The sequence below is a fragment of the Klebsiella variicola genome, from assembly GCF_000828055.2.
Classification (GTDB): Bacteria; Pseudomonadota; Gammaproteobacteria; order Enterobacterales; family Enterobacteriaceae; genus Klebsiella; species Klebsiella variicola.
In genome coordinates this window covers 4,150,950-4,167,712 of the sequence record NZ_CP010523.2, presented here as the reverse complement: position 1 = coordinate 4,167,712, position 16,763 = coordinate 4,150,950, and the positions used below count along the sequence as shown (strand labels likewise).

Here is a 16,763-nt window from a genome sequence, read left to right as displayed (position 1 = left end):
TATTTCAAATACGTTTTAATACATTCGTTATTTTCCCCTGCCGTCTATTTTGCTGCGCAAAAGTCATTATCCTAAAAACGATCCTCATTCATTATTTCATGTTCACATACCGTAAGTTTCATGCTTAAATCCGCGCAACATATAATGGAATATGTTTTTGCACTGCACGTTAAGTAATAACGAGAACACGGATGAAATCTCTGTATTTGGCTCTGGGACTAATGACGCTGAGTCTGACCACCCACGCCGCTTTTTTATCGCCAGCCGATCGCGACAGCGTTGAGCAACAGCAGCAACAATTACTGCGTCAGAACCAGCAGCAACGTGAATCGCTGGAGCGCGCCACGCCCAGCCTTCACGCGGCGATGCCTGCGCAGGCTGAAGCCTCTGATGGTCCCTGTTTTTCTATCCATCGCATCGCGTTAGATGGCGCGACGCTTATTGATTCGCGTCAGCAGCAAAAAATAGTCCGGCCCTGGCTTGGGCAGTGCATGGATATTGCGCGTATTACTAAACTCGTAAATATTATTTCCGACTGGTATATCAGTCGGGGATATATTACCAGCCGCGCTTTTCTGACCGAGCAGGATTTACGTTCCGGGGTATTACATCTGACTATTCTTGAAGGAAAGCTCGAAAAAATCACCATGGAAGGGGCGGCTAAACGTGAGTTAACAATGGCGTTTCCAGGGCTGGAAGGCCATATTCTTAACCTGCGTGATATCGAACAGGGGATGGAGCAGATTAACCGCACGCGCGCGACGCCTGTGCAAATTGAAATCCAGCCGGGCGAAAAACCTGGCGGCTCCATCGTTAACCTGACGGCGACAGCGGAGCGCCCACTTTTGTTGTCGATGAGCGTCGACAACAGCGGCCAGAAGAGTACAGGTAACTCTGTTGTTGCTGGCTGGATAAACGTTGCAAGCATAGGGAATGGCTTATGGGGAACAGTGGGCTGGAATGCAGCCGGTGGCGCGCTAACCAATCAGATCAACGGTGACAATCCTTTAACAGGAGCAATTACTAATGGTCTGGGTTCTGCTGGCGGTTACTGGGGAGGCAAACTAATCTCTTCAGGCACAAATGCGGCTGGTAAATGGCTAACCGGCGGCTGGGATCCTAAGTTTAATCCTGACCTGCTGAAATATACCGAAATTAAAGGTCAACTGGGGATCTCTAAGGAGATGTTGCCTGGTAAGCTTCCAGGCAATATGGGTAATATTGGAGCTTCAGTAATATCAGAGGGAGGCGGTAAAGGAGCTGAACAGGTAATAAAAAAAATAGGAGATAAAAATGAAAAATGATCTCCGAGTTAGATGTGTTCAGTCTCTATTTCTCTTAGCTGCTACGATTTTATTCATGATCGCATTATCTGTATGCGGAAAGATTTTTTTTTCGTTGTTACTGTGGCTGCTTGGCGATGGTTTTAATACAACTTGGCAAGATGTTTTGCACGGAGCAAAATTAGGACTTTATGGTGGAAGCATTGGAGGCATTGGACTCGCATTATTCCGCCTTTTTAAAGTAAAGGGATTTTAATCTATGTCGAAAAGATCCCAGCCTTTGTGGTTGGGATTGTTGTTGAGACTAACTCGCTGAGTCTGCCAAAAGGGATGACGGAAACCGGACAGGCAGCCACATCCTGGGTGAAGTATGCGCAGGACAACAATCTTTCGCCGGAGCAGGTACAGGCCGGGTTAAAGGATATCGTACGCGGCGACTTGCCGGAAAGCGCGGATATTATCAAAACCATCCTGAGTAATAACCCGGGCTCGGATACGGTAATGGCGTTGCTGACAGCGGAAGAGGCGAAGGATTACGCGCTGGCTCTGCTGACGTCAATCCCGGCAGAAAAAGCGTTATCGTTAGTGGGTAAAGCAGCCGGTATTATTGATAACACAATACTGATTAGAGCAGCGGAGAAGATCTCGACGGCTAAGCCGGGTAAACAATTTACAGCGCCGAGGGATTTGAATGAGCAAACGTTCTGGAAACAGGTTGAATCAAATCCTTCACAAGGCAATAAGTTGCGGGATATGAATAATGATCCCAGATTTCCTGCTCCTGCTGGATTCCAGAAAATGGAGGCGACGCATTATCTGCCTGGTGATAACCAGCCTGCGGTGCAATGACCACTACGACAACACGCAGAACAGCCTCAGTGGTGGCCTGGGCTACACCTTCGTCGCCGGGTCGTGGTCAGGGGAGCCTGATTGTCAGCCGCGACAAAATGACCAGTGATAACCAGAAGCAGGACGTAGCTGGCCTAAGCCGTGATGCGGAACACACCAGCGGCAGTTTAAGCCCAGTCTCCGACAAGGAGAAAGCGTAGCGGCGCCTGATATAAATCCAGGTGATCGGTGATTTTGCCGCTATCCCATTCTTTCAACATCTACAAACTGAGCGCTGATATACCTTACGTATTTGAAGGTATCGGATACTTCAGCTCGATTTGCGGCGCATCGCTTAGCCGCCGGCCAGATTTTGCCATCAGGTATCCGGCGATTTCTTCAGGCGTCAAATCGACATGAAGCATGTCTTTATCCTGAAACCATTCATCTGGCCAGTAGATAAGGTCGGATGGATTGGCATCAAAGTTTTTCTCCAGCACTCCCAGCGAGTAGCTTTGTTCAGATTCCTTACCTTCGGCCTGACACACAAACTGGATGATCTGAATCAGCTCATCCCAGGTTAAATCCGCCACATATTTTTCTTGATTAAATGCCATCCGGGTGAAGTCTTTTGCACTGGTCCATGAAGAGAAGTCCCGGAAATCAGAGAATGCATATGGGTTAATGACCTGACTATTCCAGCTATCTATCAACATTTTCAATCCGGCATCTTCTTCCTTGGCCCCATTATCAATTTGCGACAGTATCTCTTCGGCCATGTCCGCTAGCTGTTGCAGTTTCTGGCGGTTTACTTTGGCTGGTTGCAGACGATCGGGTAATGGCATCGGGTTAGTCCTTGTAAAATTGAGCGTATTAGTGACAAGCTATGAGCCCATCCTGGTCAAACATTTATCCAAAGTCTATATACAATCAATCCCTCTTCTGACAACGATCGGCTCACGGTATAAGCATCAGCGACAGGTCCCGGACGTTCGTTACCCGCCGTCCGGAAAAGGTCTGCTTTTCAAGATGAAAAGATCATATCTGTTAGCCGACTTTCCCTGTGCAGAAGGCCGTTTATGGCCTGTTTCAGCGCACATCCAGTTGCGCCTTTCCCCGCCGAATAACCGCAATCTGATAACAAAAAGTTTAATTTTTTTCCCCGCCGCGCTGACTATAGTTAGGGCACTTTCACTTGCCCAATAAGGTCACGATTATGAAATTAATTATCGCCTCCGTAATTTCCCTGCTCAGCTTCAGCGCGCTGGCGGCGCCAGAGGGGACGCTCAGCGTACACATTCTTAATCAGCAAACCGGGCTCCCTTCACCGGGGGTGCAGATTGAGCTGGATAAACAGCAGGGGGAGAGCTGGCAGCATATCGCCACCGGTAAAACGGATGCCGATGGGCGGATTAAATCGCTCTATCCGCAGGCGGAGAATATGGAGCCGGGGGTTTATAAAGTGACGTTTAAAACCGGTGACTATTTTAAAAGCCAAAACATGAATACGTTCTTCCCGGTGGTTCCGGTTATTTTCAATGTTACAAAGCAAAATCAAAAACTGCATATCCCGCTGCTGCTCAGTCAGTACGGATACTCTACCTACCGCGGCAGCTGATGTCGCAAGCTGCTATCCAGCCAACGCCTGCGTCTCTCCCGCAGGCGTCACGCTTTCCTCGCACCACGATGTCCACGCCTAACGCTCGGTCTCTTTCTCTTTAAAGTGTTTAACAGCTTCGTCGTACATCGCCAGCAGGCCGGAAATTTCGCCTTCATATTGCGGCACGCGCTGGGCGCGAACGAGCTCAATCAGCAGCGCATAGGCTGCTTCTTCCGGGGCCGCATGTGGATTGATCAGTCCAGACATATCACCTCCTTAACAGTGGGCCTTTAGCCTACCCCTCGGCGGGAAAACGCAACAGCCTGATATGCAACCAGTACTTCTTGTAGGGCTCTTGTGAAACCTCAGAGGCGAAGACCACGGCGGAAATCAATTGAAGGAGGGGTTATCCAGACCACTGGCGTGGCGGTTAGCGGTGCATCTACACCGGCAGCAGGCTCATCATCAGCCAGGCGATGGTAATGCAGATGAGGGTCATCGACAGCACAAAATTCATGGTAGCTCTTCTTCATCCTTTCTTTACTCAGCGTAAATTTTGACAGCGATGATCGCCTTTATCCTTGGCGATTTGTGCCGCTATCCGGCGGTGGGCTGGGGAAAGACGGCCTGTTTCCCCGTGAAGGCCAGCAAAATATTCTCTTTGTCAGGGTTATAGTGATGACATCAATGAATAAGCGGCATCACATTGGTTATGTTGGTCTTTCCGCCTGAAGAATGACTTCAGGTCGCTGATAAGCTTGCTGGGGGACTAACAGGATGAGCACTACACCGTTAACGCTTTCTTTTGCCGGGCAACAACCACCCATCGCCCTGCCGCAGGTGCCGGGAACGCGGGGGCCGGTGGGAGTCGACATGCGCGGGCTAAATCAGTCCGGATTCTGCAGCTATGACCCCGGCTTCGCCAATACCGCCGGATGCCAGTCGGCGATCTCGTGGATCGATACGGAAAACAGCGTGCTGCTGCACCGCGGCTATCCGGTAGATCAGCTGGCTCGCCAGTGCGATTTTCTCGAAGTGGCCTACATCATGCTGAACGGTGACGCGCCGGATGAGGCCAGCTATCAAACCTTTCGCGAGACCATCACCCGCCATACTCTGGTCCACGAGCAGATAGCCCGCATGTGCAGCGGCTTTCGTCGCGATTCGCACCCGATGGCGCTGATGTGCGCCCTGGTGGGGGCGCTGGCGGCGTTCTATCATGATGTCCTGGATGTGGAAAATCCGCAGCACCGGGCGCTGGCCGCCACCCGGCTGCTGTCGAAAATGCCCACTATCGCCGCCATGAGCTACAAGTACACCATTGAACAACCCGCCGCGTATCCGCGCAACGATCTCTCCTATGCCGGAAATTTCCTGCAGATGCTGTTTGCTATCCCGGCGGAGAAATATGTTCTGAATCCGGTCATCGAGCAGGCGATGAACCAGATCCTGGTGCTCCATGCCGATCACGGGCAGTGCGCCTCGACCACCACGGTGCGTGCGGCGGGCTCCTCCGGGGCGAATTTATTCGCCTGCGTCGCCGCCGGGCTGGCGTCGCTGTGGGGGCCAATGCACGGTGGCGCCAATGAATCGAGCATGCGAATGCTGGAGGAGATTGAAAGCGTCGATCAGGTTCCGGCGTTTCTGCGCCAGGCGAAGCGCGATCCGCAGGCATTTCGCCGGCTGGGTTTTGGCAACTCGCGCTACCGTCACCGCGATCCGCGCGCCGGGATCCTGCGTGAAACCAGCCATCGGGTACTGGCGGAGGTAGGCATGTCCGACCGTTTGCTGCAGGTGGCGATGGCCCTTGAGGACGTGGCGCTGACCGACCCCTATTTTGTGGACAATGGCCTGTCGCCGAGCGTGGATTTCTATACCGCGGTGATCCTCAAGGCGATGAATCTGCCTTCGTCGATGTTTGCGGTGGTCACCGCGGTCGGTCGGACGGTCGGTTGGGTGGCGCACTGGAACGAGATGCACCAGGCGCCGCTGACCATCTACCGGCCACGGCAGATTTACGTTGGCGAGGGCTATCGGGATTACGTCTCCCGACGCGGCGAGCAGTCTGTTGACCCAAGGTAATGCGTACGGGCAGGAGGCGCGCGGCGTCTTCCTGCCCAGGCGGGGTGCTACTTAGAGATGCCGGGAGAGCAGATAGTGCTCGACGGCGGTATATTCGGTTAACCGGGTATACAGCGCCAACAGGGCGCTGAGAAAAGCGCCTACCTCACAGGTTTGCGGCCCGGGCGTGGCGAGTAATGGCTGTAGCGTAGCTTTCAGTTGATCAAGGTCAGACTTCAGCACATACGGTATATGCAGGGTGCTGAGGATGGCTTCAGTCTGCTGGAAATCGTGACGAGATGGCAACGCCTCGTCTGCGCTTAGCCAGCTCAGGATAATCAACATGAGGCGATTTTTAGCGTAGAGATACGATTTCATGGCCTGTCTCCTGTCGGTAGTGGCGCAACACCATCCCCTGAACTTTGTTCATCAGTTCCACGTTATTTTTCACCGCCAGCTTGCTAAGGACGCGTGAACGGTAGTAGTAGACCCGTTTGATCGTGAGCTGCATGGTGCTGGCCATGTGACACAACGGCATTCCCCCCATCAACAGGCTGATTAAAAAAGTTTCCTTACGGGTCAGGTTATAGCTGTCAGGTATGGCGATATAGAGCTTGTCGGCGGGGGGCGACGTCCAGCGCGGAGCGCGGGCAAGGGCCGTACTGAGCCCGGCAAAACTGGTGATGAACTCTGCGCCAAGCACAATGGCGAGGCTGCTTTCGAGCTCGCTCAACGGGTAGCCTGATTTGGCAAAAATAAAGATCCGGATCAGGGGATTAAACGATTTTAAACTGAGCGCGACCTGCAGTACTTCGATGCTGACGCTGCTGTAATCAATAAGGATGGTGCTTAACCGGGCTCCGGCATCGGTCGCAAAAAAAGTATAGAACATCTCACTCTGTCCGCTAAACGGGTAACAGAGCATTTCTTTAATATCCAGAGGCTTGCTGTTTGGTTCATTAATATACGCCTTCAGCGCAATATTAAAATATTCTGAATCCGCAATGCAGATCAACATAATGACCTCCTGGCATAAATACGCTGTGCATGCTGTCCTGCCTGATTCGACAATTTACTGTAGAGAATACCCGTCTGAAATAACATACTCCCTGCGCTTTCAATCGAGGGGGGAGAACGTGGGAGGAGGTGGTTAATAATGAGGATGAGATATTTAGATCGCATTTTGCGAATGTTGTATGGAAAGCAAAAAATAAAAATTATCATTTATTTACAATGAGTTATGTTTTTAATGTGGGTTTCTTTTATTTCTTTTTCAGAATGGAGTTAAGACTTTTCTATAAAAAGTAGAAATGGTCCTGGTGGCGAATTTGAATAATAAACAATGAAGTGAGTAGGATGTCAGTGCAGGGAAGGGGTTAAAAGATAACTGGTTAATCCAATGGAATGAGTATTAATAAATTGTACGTATAAAGTACGCCAGGGGTATTTCCTGAACGATTCTCCATAAGCGTGGTGATGAGGAGTGAATATGAAAAAATACAGCAGAGGAATGGCATCTTTCGTGGTGATGATGATGCTTTCTCCGGTAGCGGCACAGGCTGCTGATGGCAAAGTCACCTTTAATGGTGAAGTCATCGAAAATACTTGTACGGTAGTGAATAAAGATAAGACGGTGACCCTGCCGACGGTCCAGCGTTCAGCGCTCAGCAGCGCGGGTGAGACGGCGGGCGTGGTTCCCTTCACCATCGATCTGACGAGCTGCACCCCAGGGGCTGATGTCTCGGTGTACTTCGAGAAAGATCAATACGTTTCCACGGAGGGCCGACTAAAAAATACCCTGTCTGACGGCACGGAAGCAGAAAACGTCGATGTGGAACTGCTGAACACCCGGTTTACGCCGATTAACCTCGCGGAGAGCCCGGCGGTCGCTGCAGACGGCACCATTGCTCGCCCGGACGTGATCCCGGTGGCGGTGGCTGAGCAGGATGGTTCCGCCTCGCTGCCTTTCTATGCCCGCTACTATGCGACCGACGCCGCTACGGCTGGAAAAGTCGCTACCTACGTCAACTTTACGGTGGTCTATCCGTAAACCCTGTCCACGGCCCCGCTCAGGGGCCGTTTATCCACCCGGCAAGGAGGAGGTGAATATGCGGCGTATGGTTCTGGCATGGCTGCTGTCCTGCATTTTACCCTCGGCGGACGCCAGCATGGTTATTGACGGCACACGGATTATTTTTCCCGGCGACAAAAAAGAGATCGCCGTCCGGGCCACCAATATGGGGGAGACCCCCTCTCTGACGCAGGTCTGGGTCGACGATGGCCGCGTGCAAAATCAACCGGAAAAAGATTCGGCGCCGTTTATTGTGCTGCCGCCGATTGTGCGTATCGAGCCGGGAAAGGGCCAAAGCTGGCGCCTGGTGTTCAACGGCAGCCGTCTGCCGCAGGATCGGGAGTCGCTGTTCTGGTTTAATCTGCTGGACATCCCGCCTGAGCCGAAAAACGGCACGGCAATCAATTACCTCCAGCTCGCGATACGGTCGCGTATCAAGCTGTTTTACCGTCCGGCAGGCGTGGCGGCGGAAAAAATGGCGCCGGTGAATGCCCTGCGCTGGGCGCTGGCTCCCACGGGCAATGGGCTGCGGGTGAGCAATGCCTCATCGCGCTATATCACCATCGACAGCATCACCCTTAACGGACAAAAACAGTCCGCTGGCATGGTCGCCCCTTTTTCCTCGCTGGAGATCGCGCTTAAAGGGGTCGCGCTGCGTACGCTGCCGGAGAAATTCAGCTTCACCACCATCAATGATTACGGCGCGGTAGTGAATCATAATTATCCTCAGTAAGGACATTATTATGAAACTCAGGGAGATCAAGTTTGGGTTGATGCTGCTCCTTCCCTGGCAGGAGGCATGGGCGGCAGAGGCGTTTAGTTTTAACCGCGCCCATTTGCACGGCGCCGCGCAGGTTGATCTCCAGAAATATCAATACGGTAATCCGCTGCACGCCGGACAGTATCGCAGCACGCTCTCGGTGAATGGCCGGGACCTGGCGGAAGAAACGTTTGTTATCCAGGAACACGATGGCCAGCTTGAGCCCTGCATCTCGCCCTCGCTGTTCGACGCCCTGCAGCTGAAGGACGCCCAGTGGCCGGCGGCGGCCACCTGCCTGCGCTTTTCGCAGATCAATAAGGCGATCGGCTGGGAGTATGACAGCGGGGAAAACGTCCTGCGGGTGAATATGCCCCAGGCGCTACTGCAACCCCATTATCGGGGGGCGGTGAACCTGAAGAAGGTGGATAGCGGCGTGCCCGCCGCAGTGCTGCGCTATCAGGCCAACAGCTATCAGAGCATCGTCGACGGGGATAGCAGCAGCCATCATTATCTCGGGCTGGATGCCAGCCTGCGCGCCTTTGGCTGGCGTTTACATCACCAGTCCAGCTACCAGGCGCAGGAGGGGAATACACACTGGGATAGCATTGCCACCTGGGCTGAGAGAAGTGTAGTGAACTGGGCGTCCACGTTACGGCTGGGTCAGGGATGGACCGACGGAACCTTCTTTGACAGCGTCAGTTTTATCGGCGGCAGGCTGGCTACCGATGTGCGCATGCTGCCGGGCTCCCGCCGCGGCTTTGCGCCGTCGGTTAGCGGCGTGGCGCGCACCAATGCCCGCGTGACGGTCACCCAGAACGGCGCCCTGCTGTACGAGGCCACGGTTCCGCCGGGCAAATTCACCTTTGACGATCTCTATCCCACCAACGCCGGCGGCGATTTACAGGTAACGATCCATGAGGCGGACGGCAGTCAGGAGACCTTTACCGTGCCGTACGCCGCGCTGCCTGGCCTGGTGCGGGCAGGCGCGGTCTACTATGACCTGTCGCTGGGCTATCTGGATGAGGACGGGATCGCCGGGCGGCCGGGATTTGGCGAAGCCACGGTGCAGTACGGCTTCAATGACTATGTCAGCGGCTATTCCGGCGCCAACGCGACGACGGATTATTACTCGACGCTGGTCGGCAGCGCCTTCAATACCTACTGGGGGGCGCTGGCGGTCGATCTTTCCCGTTCTGCGGCGAAGGGCAGGGAACGCGGCTGGCAGGAGGGGTATCGCTGGCGGGTATCCGCATCAAAATCCTTCGCGTCCGATACGCGGATGCTGGTCTCGATGAGCCACAGCAACGACGGCAACTATCGTTCCATTCGCGACGCCGTCCGGGAGCACGACCGTCACCCCAACGACTGGCGGGAGATGACCCGCTACAGCGCGACGTTGTCTCAGCAGGCCGGCAGCGGCAGCCTGTCGTTTAACGGAATCTGGAGTGAGGATGTCCGCCACCACCGCTGGCGCTCCTATCAGCTGGGGTACGCCAACCGCTATGGTCAGCTCAATTACTACCTGTACGCCCAGCAGAGTCAGGATATTCATCACCGCAATAATCAGGTGGTGGGCATCTCCTTTTCGCTGCCGTTCGGGCAGGCGGGCAGCCTGACTACCCGCTTTAACCATGATAAGAGCTACGGCAGCCAGCTGCAGTCCAGCTATACCGGCAGCGCTGGCGAGAAAAATGCCTTTAGCTATGGCCTGACCGCCAGCTACGACATGCCGCGGGAGAACCCGCACGAGGCCAGCGTTGGGGGCAACGGTAGCCTGCGTACGGATTATGCGTACCTGAATGCCAGTGCCAGCGCCGGTCGCCACCAGCAGCAGTACTCGCTGGGGGCATCGGGCGCCCTGGTGGCGCATCAGGGCGGAATGACCGCCACCCCCGAACTGGGGGAAACTTTCGCCATTGTGGAAGCGCCCGGCGCGGCGGGCGCTCGGGTGGCAAACCGCCTCGGACAGCCAATAAACCGCCAGGGTTTTACGATCATCCCTTACCTCGATCCCTTTACCGATAACTGGCTGGATCTCGATCCGCAGGGTCTGAACGACCATGTGGAGATTGTCTCCAGCAGCACGACGGTGGTGCCCGATTCGGGCGCGGCGGTGAAGGTCAAATTTGTCACGCGTACCGGCTATCCCTGGTTTGCCCATGTCACGCTGCCGGATGGCGCGGCGCCCCCGCTGGGCGCGGAGGTGTTTGACGACAGCGGTCGGGCGGTTGGCGCCGTCGGTCAGGGCGGGCTGCTGTATGCCCGGGTGCCGCAGGCCGACGGCAGCGTCTCGGTAGTATGGGGCGAACGCAGCGGGCAACGCTGCCGGTTGGCCTATGCCATCCGCGGCGACGCGGCGCAACAGGTTAGCCGCGGTACGCCGCATCAGGTCTGCCGGCCGGGAATAAAGGAGAAGTAATATGAAAAAAATCATCGCATCAGGGGTACCGCTTCTGCTGGCCGGCGGATACTGCGCCTCGCTGTCGGCAGCGTGCCAGATGGTCAGTGGCAAAACTATCGAGTATTCAGTGAACGTCAGCCTGGCCAGTATCAACCTTGACGTCAGCAATCGCCCCATCGGCTCCCTGCTATACAGCTACGGAGGGATGATTATCACTAATAACGAACGCTGGGAGATCGCCTGCAGCGGCAGCGAGCCCGGCGGGTTTCAGAGCATCGGCGGCTCACGGGTCGGCCCGGCGGGAGACGGCAAGCCCGGGGATATCTACAGCATCGACCGCCTGCCGGGCATTGGTTACAGCTTCCAGATGGGGGAACAGGATGGCATTAATTTCGATCCCCTGTTCACGGCCTGGCCCTCAGCGCCGGTATTTTCCGGCCAGCGCGCATTTCAGGCGGAAAATAAAAAACCGACCATCTATTTCTGGCGGATTGCCGATAACGGCGGTCTACCGCCGCCGGGCGAGTATTGCTTTAACGATTACCTTGGCGATATTTATCTTGGCGGAGTACAGGCGATGCGCTTTAGCGTCAGTGGGCTCTGTATTCAGGTCAAATCACCCACCTGCAAGATTACTGACGACAGTAAAAACATTAACGTCTTCCTCGGGCGGCATAACAAAACCGCGTTTACCGGGCTCAACAGCACCACCGCCCCGGTTCCTTTTAACATCAACCTGACGAACTGTGAAAATGTCGGCAGCGTGTTTATGCAGTTTAACGCGACGGTGGACAGCGCTGTCGCCGCCAACGAGGTGATTAAAATCGATGACCAACCTGAAGGCGCATCCGGACTTGGCGTGCAAATCCTCAGCGCCGGCGGCGCGCTGGTGCCGCTAAACCAGGTGAGCCAGGTCTGGTCCGGGAATAAAGGCAGTCAGACGAACTATCGTTTATCCTATCAGGCCCGCTATATCCAGACGCAGCCCGCAGTGACTGCGGGCGAGGCGAACGCCAGCGCGACCTTCGTGGCGACTTATAACTGATCGGCCTGACGGCGTGGCGTCGTCAGGCATGCGCCAGTAAAGGAAACATCAACTTCCTGTCTTTAAACAGGTTTTCCTTCTGGTCATAGACGAAGAGGATATCTTCTCCCTCTATTTTCTCATACTCGCCGAGCCGGTCTTCATTAGGGGTAAAACCGAGGATGGCCTGGTAAACATGGTCATCGGCCAGTTCGTTGACCAGCGTCGACAGGCTCTTACCCTCCTCGCAGAAGAGGTCAAAGCAGATCAGCACCGGACCGTTTTGCATGGCGATGACCACTGCCTCATTTTTTGCCGAGTAATAAACAAAATGCTTCATAAAGGCTGAGCAGTAAAACATCAGCAGGCCAAAGTTATGCTCCACCCGCAGCGGTGAGAACGGGTTGGATTTTTCATAGTAATGGCGGAGCAGGGCGACATCGTCAGCGCTGTCCATATCCAGTTTACGAAAATCACCGGCTCGCGGGGAAACCGGCATAATATATTGATGCTCTTCGCTGCGGGTGAAGCCAAATTTGGGGTAAAAATCCACCGTGGTGGGATTGGCGAATAAAAAGAAGGCGTCCGCCTCCTGCTGCCAGTCCTGCAGGATGTGATGGATAAGCTGGCCGGCTAATCCCTTATTACGGTGGTCCGGTTCGGTCATCACGGTGCCAATCTGAATATAACGCCGGGGCTCGCCCTGCCAGCGCAGGTCGATGATATTGGCCGAGGCGTTAGCGATAACTTTATTGCGTTCGACAAAGGCGTAGGGGATATAGGCGTCGGTCCAGTAACCTTGCTGATACCACTCTTCAAAAGACAGATCAAAAGTCTTAACGGCAAGGTCAATGAAGCTTTTTCTTAATGGGCTATTTTCTCTGACTTGCTTCACTAATTGATAATTCATTGTCATAGTTCCTTCTCACTATGGCTTCTGAAAGCGGCGACGTCGGCAAAGGCACTTGCGTCGAATGAGCGCTGTAAACGTAGCATATCTGGGAAAAGGATCCGCAATGTCGATGCTTAACCTTTGCCCCAGTCACAAATAACCGCATGCTGGCCATATCAGACCGGGCTGAACGGCCTGTTTGCGTTTGCTATCGCCATAATAGAGCGTGAGTAAACGAGGCACTGGTCGAGAGGCTGAGGCAAATGTACTGGCGATTTTATCGACAATCGGCCGCGCCGTAGAGGTTAGGTTTATTTATTTATGCATTAAACAGGAAATTTTACGCGATCTGCCTAATAATAGAGTAGCCGTCATCGCAAGGGCTGAAATTACTCAAGGAGCGACGTATAATAACGCCCTTTGTGTCTGAGTATTACCGCACGAATTGGAAAAATATAACATGCAGGATCCGCTACTTTATTTCGCGGTTTTTGCTCAGCTATTATTGAGTGAATTAACAGGATTACTATGTCAAATTTACCCAAATTTTCCCGCGCGCTTTTGCACCCGCGTTACTGGCTGTTGTGGCTGGGAATTGGCTTTTTGTGGCTGCTGGTGCAATTACCGTATCCGGTGATCTACCGTCTGGGAACGGCGCTTGGGCGGCTGGCAATGCGGGTGATGAAAAGCCGCGCGCGGATTGCCAGACGTAATCTCGAACTCTGCTTTCCCGAGATGAGCGCCGCCGACCGCGAGGCGCTGCTGGTGAAAAACTTTGAATCGCTGGGCATGGGGCTGATGGAGACCGGCATGGCCTGGTTCTGGCCGACGCACCGGGTGGCGCGCTGGACCGAGACCAGCGGCGTTAACGAGGTGGTGGAGCTTCTGGAACAAAAGCAGGGCATCTTACTGATCGGTATTCATTTTCTGACCCTCGAAATGGGGGCGCGAATGTATGGCATGTTTACCCCGGGCATTGGCGTCTACCGGCCCAATGATAACCCGCTGATTGACTGGCTGCAGACCTGGGGACGCTTGCGTTCGAACAAGACCATGCTGGATCGAAAAAATCTGAAAGGGATGGTCAGGGCGCTGAAAGAGGGGGAGATCCTCTGGTACGCGCCAGATCACGATTACGGCCCGGCCAGCAGCGTTTTTGCCCCGCTGTTTGCCGTCGAGCAGGCGGCGACCACCACCGGCACCTGGATGCTGGCGAAAATGTCCGGGGCGACGATTGTGCCGTTTGTTCCGCGGCGCAAGCCCAACGGCATGGGGTATGAATTGATCTCTCTGACGCCAGAGCGCACGCCGCCGCTGGCGAGCGCCGAGGTCACGGCGGCCTGGATGAATCAGATTATCGAACAGTGCATCCTGATGGCGCCCGAGCAATATATGTGGCTGCACCGGCGTTTTAAGACTCGCCCGGAAGGGGTACCGCCGCGTTACTGAACGCTTCGGCCGAAAAATAAGCGCATCGGTAGCACGCTCAGTAAATCGCCGTCTATACTGAAAGAGCCTGACTGAAGGCTAATTCCAAGGAGATTGCAGGATGAAAAAAGTGATAGTCGCGTTAGCCCTTTCCGCCGTTGCATTTGGCGCGTCCGCCGCACAGTTGATCACCAAAGAAGAAGTGAAACACTTCAAACTGACCAAGGTCGGACCGATCTCGGTAGGGCCGTCCGGTGGCGAGTTCTCTTCACCTTCCGATCTGCACGATCAGCTCTCTAAGCTGGCCGATGAGAAAGGCGGAAAATATTACGTGATTACCGCCGCGCGCGAGCATGGTCCAAACTTCGAAGCCACAGCGGAAGTGTATAAATAACCTTTTTAAAAGCGTGCCGTAGCGGCGCGCGACGCATTGAGCCTGGAGCGCGTTAAGCCTCCGGGCTCATTTTTTTTCTGCCATCGGAATTGCCTTAGGCAATTGCGGCAGCGGAAATGCGTTTTTATCGCTATATATAAATTTCATGATCACGATGTTAATGAATTATTGCTTTTTATTGTTAATAAAAAGCCAATTCTGACCTAATGCCTGAGGGAGTGACCCCTGGCAAAAATAGGTAGGACAAATGTGTTATCATCGCGCCTTTCCCTTTTTGTCTGGGGCTTTCTTGTATGCTACAACCTGTTGTTCGCGTCGGTGAATGGCTGGTAACCCCCTCTGTAAACCAAATCAGCAGGAAGGGGCGCCAGCTTACCCTTGAACCGCGTTTAATCGATCTTCTGGTCTTTTTTGCCCGCCATCCGGGGGAAGTGCTTAGCCGGGACGAGCTTATCGAAAACGTCTGGACCCGGAACGTTGTGACCAGCCACGTCGTCACGCAGAGTATTTCCGAACTGCGCAAGTCGCTCAAAGACGGCGACGACGTTAGCCTTGAGTACATCGCGACGGTACCCAAACGGGGGTATAAGCTCACGGTGCCGGTGATCTGGTGCACCGAGGAGGGGGAGGAACTCGCCCCGCAGGTGGAGGCGCTGACGCCTTCGTCGTCGACCGCTATTCCCGTGCCACCGGCTGCCGGTGGGCCGCCAGAAGCCCCCGACTCCTCCGCCGATCTTACCGCGCCGGTGACAGCGCCAGCGGCGGCTCCCGCTGTCGCCAGCGCGCCATCGGCCCGCAAACGCCTCACCACCGCCCTGGTGTGGGGGCTGTTCCTGTTGGCGCTGGGCACCTGTGTGGCGCTGGTGGCGCTGTCGAGCATGGAGTCGCGGCCGCCGGTCAACAAGGCGCGCCTGCTGCTCAATCCGCGCGATATCGATATCCACCTGGTCAATGGTAACTCCTGCGCCAACTGGTCGTCGCAGCACTCCTACGCGGTCGGCCTGGCCAGCCTGATCACCACCTCGCTGAACACCTTCTCGACCTTTATGGTGCATGACAAAACGGACTACAACATCAATGAGCCGAGCAGCTCCGGGAAAACGCTGACCATTGAGTTCGTCAATCAGCGCCACTATCGGGCGCAGCAGTGCTTTATGTCGGTCCAGCTGGTGGATAACGCCGACAGCTCGACGATGCTGGATAAACGCTACTTTGTGACCAACGACAACCAGCTGACCATTCAGAACGATCTGATGAACAGCCTGTCGGATGCCCTGACGCAACCGTGGCCGGCGCGGATGCAGGCGATGCTCAGGCAATATCAGCCCTCGCAGAGCGTGGCGTTAACCTATTTCTACCAGTCGCATCAGCTGTTAATGAAGGGCGATGTTGATTCATTAAGTAAAGCCAGTAGCCTGCTGGATGATGTGATTAAGCGGGCGCCGGATTTTATTTACGCCTATGCCGAAAAAACGCTGGTGGATGTATTACGCCATTCGCAGCAGCCGCTGGACGATAAACAGCTAGCTGCCCTCTACAGTGAGGTTGAGCGGGTAGGGGAGATGCCGGGTATTAAAGACATGGCGATTTATTATCAAATAAAAGCGGTAGATTCGTTGGGTAAGGGTAAAGTCGACGAAGCGAATACCGCGATTAACAGTGCGATTGATTTAGAGATGTCGTGGCTGAATTATGTGCTGTTAGGCAAAGTCTATGAGATGAAAGGAGAGAACCGACTGGCTGCCGATTCTTACATCACCGCGTTTAATTTACGGCCCGGCGGGGATACCCTGTACTGGATTGAAAACGGTGTTTTCCAGACATCAGTTAATCGGGTGGTACCGTATCTCGACAATTTCCTCTCTTCAGAATAAGTAAACCCTCATCATGCGCAAGGTTTTGGGCATGATGAGGTTAAATTTATGTTTCTCATGAAGCCTCTGGTTGTTATTTGTATTTAGCATTCAGGAGGCTTTGAATAACACTTCAGTAACACTCACCTCCCACTCTAACTCCATGTA

At 54.2% G+C, this 16,763-nt stretch carries 18 protein-coding genes; 13 read left to right on the top strand and 5 right to left on the bottom strand.

What is annotated here, in order from left to right:
• Nucleotides 1-191 precede the first annotated feature (191 nt).
• From SP68_RS19520 to SP68_RS19515, 3 genes are read left to right on the top strand one after another with little or no spacing between them, the layout of a single operon-like run.
• Nucleotides 192-1,304, top strand: coding sequence for a ShlB/FhaC/HecB family hemolysin secretion/activation protein (locus SP68_RS19520; RefSeq protein ID WP_040973718.1), 1,113 nt, complete (start codon nucleotides 192-194; stop codon nucleotides 1,302-1,304).
• Nucleotides 1,294-1,539: a hypothetical protein gene (locus SP68_RS27935; RefSeq protein WP_100040860.1), complete on the top strand. Its 246-nt coding sequence runs from the start codon at nucleotides 1,294-1,296 to the stop codon at nucleotides 1,537-1,539. Before SP68_RS19520 ends, SP68_RS27935 begins: the two co-directional genes overlap by 11 nt.
• 26 nt (nucleotides 1,540-1,565) lie before the next feature.
• Nucleotides 1,566-2,132, top strand: a complete 567-nt coding sequence (locus SP68_RS19515; protein ID WP_040973720.1) for a hypothetical protein — start codon at nucleotides 1,566-1,568, stop codon at nucleotides 2,130-2,132.
• A 284-nt stretch (nucleotides 2,133-2,416) separates the two neighbouring features.
• On the opposite strand, the gene SP68_RS19510 is transcribed toward SP68_RS19515, so the two are convergent.
• The gene (locus tag SP68_RS19510) at nucleotides 2,417-2,956 is read right to left on the bottom strand and encodes a hypothetical protein (RefSeq protein ID WP_023322164.1); all 540 of its coding nucleotides are present in this window, start codon (nucleotides 2,954-2,956) and stop codon (nucleotides 2,417-2,419) included.
• 371 nt (nucleotides 2,957-3,327) lie between these two features.
• Here SP68_RS19510 and uraH point away from each other — a divergent pair, with 371 nt between their 5' ends.
• Nucleotides 3,328-3,729 carry a hydroxyisourate hydrolase gene (uraH, locus tag SP68_RS19505; RefSeq protein WP_032734904.1) on the top strand — a complete coding sequence of 134 codons (402 nt, stop codon included), beginning with the start codon at nucleotides 3,328-3,330 and terminating at the stop codon, nucleotides 3,727-3,729.
• Nucleotides 3,730-3,807: 78 nt separating this feature from the next.
• Here uraH and SP68_RS19500 read toward each other — a convergent pair whose 3' ends face one another.
• Nucleotides 3,808-3,978 (bottom strand): hypothetical protein, encoded by a 171-nt coding sequence (locus tag SP68_RS19500; RefSeq protein WP_002892370.1) that lies wholly within the window; start codon nucleotides 3,976-3,978, stop codon nucleotides 3,808-3,810.
• 324 nt (nucleotides 3,979-4,302) lie between these two features.
• On the opposite strand from SP68_RS19500, the gene SP68_RS28545 reads away from it, so the two are divergent.
• Both SP68_RS28545 and SP68_RS19495 read left to right on the top strand, forming a co-directional pair.
• A complete protein-coding gene (locus SP68_RS28545; RefSeq protein ID WP_020804400.1) occupies nucleotides 4,303-4,443 on the top strand; it encodes a hypothetical protein in 141 nt (46 codons plus the stop codon).
• 45 nt (nucleotides 4,444-4,488) lie between these two features.
• The gene (locus SP68_RS19495) at nucleotides 4,489-5,793 is read left to right on the top strand and encodes a citrate synthase (RefSeq protein WP_012542569.1); all 1,305 of its coding nucleotides are present in this window, start codon (nucleotides 4,489-4,491) and stop codon (nucleotides 5,791-5,793) included.
• 51 nt (nucleotides 5,794-5,844) lie between these two features.
• On the opposite strand, the gene SP68_RS19490 is transcribed toward SP68_RS19495, so the two are convergent.
• Nucleotides 5,845-6,150, bottom strand: a complete 306-nt coding sequence (locus SP68_RS19490; RefSeq protein ID WP_016160414.1) for a hypothetical protein — start codon at nucleotides 6,148-6,150, stop codon at nucleotides 5,845-5,847.
• Nucleotides 6,128-6,790 (bottom strand): hypothetical protein, encoded by a 663-nt coding sequence (locus tag SP68_RS19485; protein WP_016160415.1) that lies wholly within the window; start codon nucleotides 6,788-6,790, stop codon nucleotides 6,128-6,130. The genes SP68_RS19490 and SP68_RS19485 overlap by 23 nt, the downstream gene beginning before the upstream one ends.
• Before the next feature lie 471 nt (nucleotides 6,791-7,261).
• Between SP68_RS19485 and SP68_RS19480 the strand changes: the two genes are divergently transcribed.
• Genes SP68_RS19480 through SP68_RS19465 form a run of 4 tightly spaced genes read left to right on the top strand, consistent with a single transcriptional unit; the run spans nucleotide 7,262 to nucleotide 12,049 of the window.
• Entirely contained in the window at nucleotides 7,262-7,822 is a 561-nt protein-coding gene (locus tag SP68_RS19480) for a fimbrial protein (RefSeq protein ID WP_012542568.1), read from the top strand.
• A 58-nt stretch (nucleotides 7,823-7,880) separates the two neighbouring features.
• Entirely contained in the window at nucleotides 7,881-8,576 is a 696-nt protein-coding gene (locus SP68_RS19475; RefSeq protein ID WP_040973725.1) for a fimbrial biogenesis chaperone, read from the top strand.
• 10 nt (nucleotides 8,577-8,586) lie between these two features.
• Nucleotides 8,587-11,022, top strand: coding sequence for a fimbria/pilus outer membrane usher protein (locus tag SP68_RS19470; RefSeq protein WP_040973727.1), 2,436 nt, complete (start codon nucleotides 8,587-8,589; stop codon nucleotides 11,020-11,022).
• A gap of 1 nt (nucleotide 11,023) precedes the next feature.
• Nucleotides 11,024-12,049, top strand: a complete 1,026-nt coding sequence (locus tag SP68_RS19465) for a fimbrial protein (RefSeq protein ID WP_040973729.1) — start codon at nucleotides 11,024-11,026, stop codon at nucleotides 12,047-12,049.
• A 22-nt stretch (nucleotides 12,050-12,071) separates the two neighbouring features.
• On the opposite strand, the gene SP68_RS19460 is transcribed toward SP68_RS19465, so the two are convergent.
• Nucleotides 12,072-12,938, bottom strand: coding sequence for a GNAT family N-acetyltransferase (locus tag SP68_RS19460; RefSeq protein WP_012542565.1), 867 nt, complete (start codon nucleotides 12,936-12,938; stop codon nucleotides 12,072-12,074).
• A gap of 510 nt (nucleotides 12,939-13,448) precedes the next feature.
• Between SP68_RS19460 and SP68_RS19455 the strand changes: the two genes are divergently transcribed.
• The 3 genes from SP68_RS19455 to cadC all read left to right on the top strand — a co-directional run bounded on the left by SP68_RS19455 (nucleotide 13,449) and on the right by cadC (nucleotide 16,616).
• A complete protein-coding gene (locus SP68_RS19455; RefSeq protein WP_008805482.1) occupies nucleotides 13,449-14,369 on the top strand; it encodes a Kdo(2)-lipid IV(A) acyltransferase in 921 nt (306 codons plus the stop codon).
• Nucleotides 14,370-14,469: 100 nt separating this feature from the next.
• Entirely contained in the window at nucleotides 14,470-14,742 is a 273-nt protein-coding gene (locus SP68_RS19450; RefSeq protein ID WP_002892402.1) for a YdgH/BhsA/McbA family protein, read from the top strand.
• Nucleotides 14,743-15,035: 293 nt separating this feature from the next.
• Nucleotides 15,036-16,616, top strand: a complete 1,581-nt coding sequence (cadC, locus tag SP68_RS19445) for a lysine decarboxylation/transport transcriptional activator CadC (RefSeq protein ID WP_008805483.1) — start codon at nucleotides 15,036-15,038, stop codon at nucleotides 16,614-16,616.
• Nucleotides 16,617-16,763: the final 147 nt, after the last annotated feature.

Excerpts from the sequence above, each read along its gene's own strand:
- SP68_RS19520 (WP_040973718.1), top strand. The coding sequence starts at position 192 with ATGAAATCTCTGTATTTGGCTCTGGGACTAATGACGCTGAGTCTGACC.
- SP68_RS27935 (WP_100040860.1), top strand. The coding sequence starts at position 1,294 with ATGAAAAATGATCTCCGAGTTAGATGTGTTCAGTCTCTATTTCTCTTA.
- SP68_RS19510 (WP_023322164.1), bottom strand. The coding sequence starts at position 2,956 with ATGCCATTACCCGATCGTCTGCAACCAGCCAAAGTAAACCGCCAGAAA.
- uraH (WP_032734904.1), top strand. The coding sequence starts at position 3,328 with ATGAAATTAATTATCGCCTCCGTAATTTCCCTGCTCAGCTTCAGCGCG.
- SP68_RS19500 (WP_002892370.1), bottom strand. The coding sequence starts at position 3,978 with ATGTCTGGACTGATCAATCCACATGCGGCCCCGGAAGAAGCAGCCTAT.
- SP68_RS19495 (WP_012542569.1), top strand. The coding sequence starts at position 4,489 with ATGAGCACTACACCGTTAACGCTTTCTTTTGCCGGGCAACAACCACCC.
- SP68_RS19490 (WP_016160414.1), bottom strand. The coding sequence starts at position 6,150 with ATGAAATCGTATCTCTACGCTAAAAATCGCCTCATGTTGATTATCCTG.
- SP68_RS19485 (WP_016160415.1), bottom strand. The coding sequence starts at position 6,790 with ATGTTGATCTGCATTGCGGATTCAGAATATTTTAATATTGCGCTGAAG.
- SP68_RS19480 (WP_012542568.1), top strand. The coding sequence starts at position 7,262 with ATGAAAAAATACAGCAGAGGAATGGCATCTTTCGTGGTGATGATGATG.
- SP68_RS19475 (WP_040973725.1), top strand. The coding sequence starts at position 7,881 with ATGCGGCGTATGGTTCTGGCATGGCTGCTGTCCTGCATTTTACCCTCG.
- SP68_RS19470 (WP_040973727.1), top strand. The coding sequence starts at position 8,587 with ATGAAACTCAGGGAGATCAAGTTTGGGTTGATGCTGCTCCTTCCCTGG.
- SP68_RS19465 (WP_040973729.1), top strand. The coding sequence starts at position 11,024 with ATGAAAAAAATCATCGCATCAGGGGTACCGCTTCTGCTGGCCGGCGGA.
- SP68_RS19460 (WP_012542565.1), bottom strand. The coding sequence starts at position 12,938 with ATGAATTATCAATTAGTGAAGCAAGTCAGAGAAAATAGCCCATTAAGA.
- SP68_RS19455 (WP_008805482.1), top strand. The coding sequence starts at position 13,449 with ATGTCAAATTTACCCAAATTTTCCCGCGCGCTTTTGCACCCGCGTTAC.
- SP68_RS19450 (WP_002892402.1), top strand. The coding sequence starts at position 14,470 with ATGAAAAAAGTGATAGTCGCGTTAGCCCTTTCCGCCGTTGCATTTGGC.
- cadC (WP_008805483.1), top strand. The coding sequence starts at position 15,036 with ATGCTACAACCTGTTGTTCGCGTCGGTGAATGGCTGGTAACCCCCTCT.